The sequence below is a fragment of the Mycobacterium sp. genome (assembly GCF_049280035.1).
Classification (GTDB): Bacteria; Actinomycetota; Actinomycetes; order Mycobacteriales; family Mycobacteriaceae; genus Mycobacterium.
Genome location: NZ_JBAPPI010000201.1, coordinates 1 through 5,274, shown reverse-complemented (window position 1 = coordinate 5,274; position 5,274 = coordinate 1). Strand labels below are relative to the sequence as shown.

4 protein-coding genes and 1 pseudogene are annotated in these 5,274 nt (G+C 65.7%); 2 read left to right on the top strand and 3 right to left on the bottom strand.

The genetic code is table 11. The features are described 5' to 3' along the window. Positions 1–777, bottom strand: a 777-nt coding sequence (locus tag WAN71_RS06570) for an aminotransferase class I/II-fold pyridoxal phosphate-dependent enzyme (protein ID WP_422224558.1), incomplete at its 3' end; no start/stop codon positions are given. A gap of 227 nt (positions 778–1,004) precedes the next feature. Between WAN71_RS06570 and WAN71_RS06565 the strand changes: the two genes are divergently transcribed. Beyond that, positions 1,005–2,216 carry an acetyl-CoA C-acetyltransferase gene (locus WAN71_RS06565; protein ID WP_422224557.1) on the top strand — a complete coding sequence of 404 codons (1,212 nt, stop codon included), beginning with the start codon at positions 1,005–1,007 and terminating at the stop codon, positions 2,214–2,216. Positions 2,217–2,220: 4 nt separating this feature from the next. After that, positions 2,221–4,365, top strand: coding sequence for a 3-hydroxyacyl-CoA dehydrogenase NAD-binding domain-containing protein (locus tag WAN71_RS06560; protein WP_422224556.1), 2,145 nt, complete (start codon positions 2,221–2,223; stop codon positions 4,363–4,365). Here the strand turns inward: WAN71_RS06560 and WAN71_RS06555 are convergent. Further along, positions 4,362–5,006, bottom strand: coding sequence for a class I SAM-dependent methyltransferase (locus WAN71_RS06555; RefSeq protein WP_422224555.1), 645 nt, complete (start codon positions 5,004–5,006; stop codon positions 4,362–4,364). The genes WAN71_RS06560 and WAN71_RS06555 overlap by 4 nt on opposite strands. A 105-nt stretch (positions 5,007–5,111) precedes the next feature. Next, positions 5,112–5,274 (bottom strand): annotated as a pseudogene (locus WAN71_RS06550) (SAM-dependent methyltransferase); the annotation flags it as partial.

Here is a 5,274-nt window from a genome sequence, read left to right as displayed (position 1 = left end):
CTGTTTGGCCGCTCGCACGCCGAGGATGAGTTCGGCTGGCCCGCAAGCCCATCCGATCTTCCAGCCGGTGCAGTTGAACATCTTCGCCGCGCTCGAAATCGTGATGGTGCGCTCGGTCATCCCGTCGAAACCGGCCAGCGGCAGGTGGCGGCGGCCGTCATACACCAGATGCTCGTAGACCTCATCGGTGATGACCAGCAAGTCGGCCGCCACCGCGATCTGCGCGATGGCCGCCAGCTCGGCCGCGCTGAGCACAGTGCCGGTCGGGTTGTGCGGCGAGTTCACGATCAACGCCTTGGTGCGCGGCGTCACCGCCCGCCGCAATGCGTCGGTGTCGAGCGCGAAGCCGCGACCGTCGGGCACCAGCGGCACGATGATCCGCTGCGCGCCGGCCATCGCCACCACCGGGGAGTAGGAGTCGTAGAAGGGCTGGATCAATATCACCTCGGAGCCCGGCTCGACCAGGCCGATCACCGCCGACGCGATGGCTTCGGTGGCCCCGACCGTCACCAGTATTTCCCTCTCCGGGTCGTAGTCGACGCCGAACTGCCTCTTGCGCTGCGCGGCGACCGCCTCACGCAACGCCGCGACGCCGATTCCCGGCGGGTATTGGTTGACACCCTCGGCGATCGCGTCCTGCGCGGCCTTGAGCATGGCGGGCGGCCCGTCCTCGTCAGGGAAACCCTGCCCGAGGTTCACCGCGCCGACCCGGGTGGCCAGCGCCGACATCTCGGCGAACACCGTGGTCGCATAGGGCTGCAGTCGCGACACCGTCATGGGTCTTGAGGGTATGCGCCGTCGAGCGCCACTCCAGCGTGTCCCCCGCAAGCGGGAGGTACCCCCAGCTGGGCAATCAGTGCCCCTCCAGCGTGACGCTCGTCGCTGAAGCACTCCCAACCAACAGGTTGGACGGGCACTTTGTTAGGGTGGCGTGCAGAGGACTAGCGTCCCAAGGACAGATCCAAAAAACCCCGGTCGTGAACCAATTGGAAAGAGAATCACCCATGTCCGAAGAAGCCTTCATCTACGAGGCCATCCGCACGCCGCGCGGAAAGCAGCGCAACGGGTCATTGAACGAGGTCAAGCCGCTGAACCTGGTGGTCGGGCTGGTCGACGAGCTGCGCAGGCGCTTCCCCGACCTCGACGAGACGCTGATCAGCGACATGATTCTCGGTGTTGTCTCGCCGGTCGGCGACCAGGGCGGTGATATCGCCCGGACCGCTGTGCTGGCAGCCGGCCTGCCCGAGACCACCGGTGGTGTCCAGCTGAACCGGTTCTGTGCATCGGGCCTCGAAGCTGTCAACACCGCCGCGCAGAAGGTGCGCTCCGGCTGGGACGACCTGGTGCTGGCCGGCGGTGTCGAGTCGATGAGCCGCGTCCCGATGGGCTCGGACGGCGGGGCCTGGGCGACCGACCCCGAGACCAACTACCAGATCGGCTTCGTGCCACAGGGCATCGGCGCCGACCTGATCGCCACCATCGAAGGCTTCTCCCGCGACGACGTTGACGCCTACGCGCTGCGCAGCCAGCAGAAGGCCGCCGACGCCTGGTCGGGCGGCTATTTCGCGAAGTCGGTCGTGCCGGTGCGTGACCAGAACGGTCTGGTCATCCTCGACCATGACGAGCACATGCGGCCCGACACCACGCCGGACGGCCTGGGCAAGCTGAAGACCGCATTCGACGGCATCGGTGAGGCGGGCGGTTTCGACGACGTGGCGCTGCAGAAGTACCACTGGGTGGAAAAGATCAACCACGTCCACACTGGCGGCAACAGCTCCGGCATTGTCGACGGGGCCGCACTGGTGCTGGTCGGTTCCGAAGCGGCCGGCAAGTCGCAGGGGCTGACCCCGCGGGCCCGCATCGTGGCCACCGCCACCAGCGGCGCGGACCCGGTGATCATGCTCACCGGCCCCACCCCCGCCACTCGCAAGGTGCTTGACCGCTCCGGCCTGACGATCGACGACATCGACCTGTTCGAGCTGAACGAGGCGTTTGCATCGGTCGTGCTGAAATTCCAGAAGGACCTCGACATCCCGGACGAGAAGCTCAACGTCAACGGTGGCGCCATCGCGATGGGCCACCCGCTGGGCGCCACCGGCGCCATGATCACCGGCACCATGGTCGACGAGCTCGAGCGCCGCAACGCGCGACGCGCGCTGGTCACGCTGTGCATCGGCGGCGGCATGGGCGTGGCGACCATCATCGAGAGGGTTTAATACCATGACCGAGAACACCATTGCTTGGGACAAGGACGCTGACGGCATCGTCACCCTGACGTTGGACGACCCCACCGGGTCGGCCAACGTAATGAACGAGCATTACGCCGAGTCCATGCACAACGCGGTCGAACGCCTTGTCGCGGAGAAGGATTCGATCACCGGCGTGGTTATCACCAGCGCGAAGAAGACCTTCTTCGCCGGCGGTGATCTCAAGGGCATGATCAAACTCGGCCCGGAGAATGCCGGCGAGGCGTTCGACACCGTCGAGTCGGTCAAGCGCGACCTGCGCGCCCTGGAGACGCTGGGCAAGCCGGTGGTGGCCGCGATCAACGGTGCAGCGCTCGGCGGCGGCCTGGAGATCGCGCTGGCGTGTCACCACCGGATCGCCGCCGACGTCAAGGGTCTGGTCGTCGGTCTGCCCGAGGTGACGCTGGGCCTGCTGCCGGGTGGCGGCGGCGTGACGCGCACCGTGCGGATGTTCGGCATCCAGAACGCCTTCATGAACATCCTGTCGCAGGGCACCCGGTTCAAGCCCGCGCAAGCCAAGGAGAACGGGCTCGTCGACGAGTTGGTCGGCTCGGTCGAGGAGCTAGTGCCCGCGGCCAAGGCATGGATCAAGGCCAACCCCGACTCGCACACGCAGCCGTGGGATGCCAAGGGCTACAAGATGCCTGGCGGTACCCCGTCCAGCCCGGCGCTGGCCGGCATCCTGCCGTCGTTCCCGGCGCTGCTGAAAAAGCAGCTCAAGGGCGCGCCGATGCCGGCGCCGCGGGCCATCCTCGACGCGGCCGTCGAGGGCGCTCAGGTGGACTTCGACACTGCCAGCCGCATCGAGAGCCGGTACTTCACTTCTCTGGTCACCGGCCAGGTCGCCAAGAACATGATCCAGGCGTTCTTCTTCGACCTGCAGCACATCAACGGTGGCGGTTCGCGACCGGACGGTATCGAGCCGGTCAAGATCAACAAGATCGGTGTGCTGGGCGCGGGCATGATGGGCGCCGGTATCGCCTACGTGTCGGCCAAGGCCGGCTTCGACGTGGTGCTCAAGGACGTCAGCATCGAGGCCGCGGAGAAGGGCAAGAACTACTCGGAAAACCTTGAGGCCAAAGCACTTCAGCGTGGCAAGACCACCGAGGAGAAGAGCAAGGCGCTGCTGGCTCGCATCACCCCGTCCGCAGACCCCGCCGACTTCAAGGGCGTCGACTTCGTGATCGAGGCGGTATTCGAGAACCAGGAACTCAAGCACAAGGTGTTCCAGGAGATCGAGGACGTCGTCGAACCCGACGCGCTGCTCGGGTCGAACACGTCGACGCTGCCGATAACCGGTCTGGCTACCGGCGTGAAGCGGCAAGAGGACTTCATCGGGATCCACTTCTTCTCGCCGGTCGACAAGATGCCGCTGGTCGAAATCATCAAGGGCGAGAAGACATCTGACGAGGCACTGGCCCGGGTGTTCGACTACACACTGGCCATCGGCAAGACCCCGATCGTCGTCAATGACAGCCGCGGCTTCTTCACCAGCCGGGTCATCGGCACCTTCGTCAACGAGGCGCTGGCGATGCTGGGCGAGGGCGTGGAACCCGCCAGCATCGAGCACGCCGGTTCGCAGGCCGGCTACCCGGCGCCGCCGCTGCAGCTCTCCGACGAGCTCAACCTGGAGCTGATGCACAAGATCGCGGTCGCTAGCCGCAAGGGTATCGAGGACGCCGGCGGCAGCTACGAGCCGCACCCGGCAGAAGCCGTCGTCGAGAAGATGATCGAGATCGGCCGGCCCAGCCGCTTGAAGGGTGCCGGCTTCTACGAATACGTCGACGGCAAGCGCACCCAGCTCTGGCCGGGCCTGCGCGAGACGTTCAAATCCGGTTCCTCGGAGCCGCCGCTGCAGGACATGATCGACCGGATGCTGTTCGCCGAGGCGCTGGAAACCCAGAAGTGCCTTGATGAAAGCGTGTTGACGTCGACCGCCGACGCCAACATCGGGTCGATCATGGGCATCGGCTTCCCGCCGTGGACTGGTGGTAGCGCGCAGTACATCGTCGGCTACCAAGGCCCGACCGGTACGGGCAAGGAAGCCTTCGTCGCCCGGGCTCGCGAGCTGGCGGCCAAGTACGGCGACCGCTTCCTGCCGCCGGACTCGCTGACCTAGGCGGCGCGCTGCAGCACATAGCAGTTCGCCGCGAACCGATTGCGGACAAACGCGATCGGTGTGTATCGGTTAGCCGGGCCTTTAGCAAATGTCAATGGTTCTTGTGCTGCCGACAGCACCGTCCATCCGGGCGTGAACCGTCGCTCTACCTCCGCCTCGTCGAGCCCCAGAAATCCAACCGGGCCACCGGGTTTGGCAGCGACAATCAACAGCCGCGCGTCGGGGGCGGCGGCCGCCGTGATCTCCTGGACGTAAAGGTCACGATCGCCGTCACTCATGCCGTGTAGGCAGCCGTTGTCCACGATCAACTGAAACTTTGTATCGATCCCGGCGCGACTTAGATGTGTGACGTCAGCGTGCATGAACTCGATCGGCACGCCGGCAGCACGAGCCTTAGCGCGGGCCTTATCGAGCGCCTTCGGGACGAAGTCAACCCCGGTGACGTGCCAACCGTGCTGCGCCAAGTAAACCGACGAGTCTCCGGCGCCACATCCAACATCCAGCGCCGCTGCTGGCGGCAATGCTGGTGTGTCAGCGGTTCCCTCAATCAGCTCCCGCAGCGTTTTCGCATGCGCGTGACCGTCCCACGGGGTGAAGCCGAGACCGTAAAAGACCCGGAACAAGTTGTGTCGAGAAGCCACCACCGCACGGTATTCCTCGGCGGCCGCTGATTGCTAGCTGACGACGGCGGCGGAGCATCGAAACTTAAACCACTGCGTAGGTACGCGGCGCGTCGTCGTCGAGGTTTAAGTGTCGCGGCGCTGGAAGAGGTAGTAACGCGTCGGGGTTTTCTCGCGGTCGAGCTCCTGCTCGTCGCCGGCGGACACCAGCGTCCAGCCGGACGCGAACCGTCGCTCCATTTCGGAGCGGTCGATGCCGCGCACGCCGAATCGTCCGCCAGGAACGAAC

Coding starts and splice junctions, on each gene's coding strand:
- WAN71_RS06565 (WP_422224557.1), top strand. CDS start 1,005: ATGTCCGAAGAAGCCTTCATCTACGAGGCCATCCGCACGCCGCGCGGA.
- WAN71_RS06560 (WP_422224556.1), top strand. CDS start 2,221: ATGACCGAGAACACCATTGCTTGGGACAAGGACGCTGACGGCATCGTC.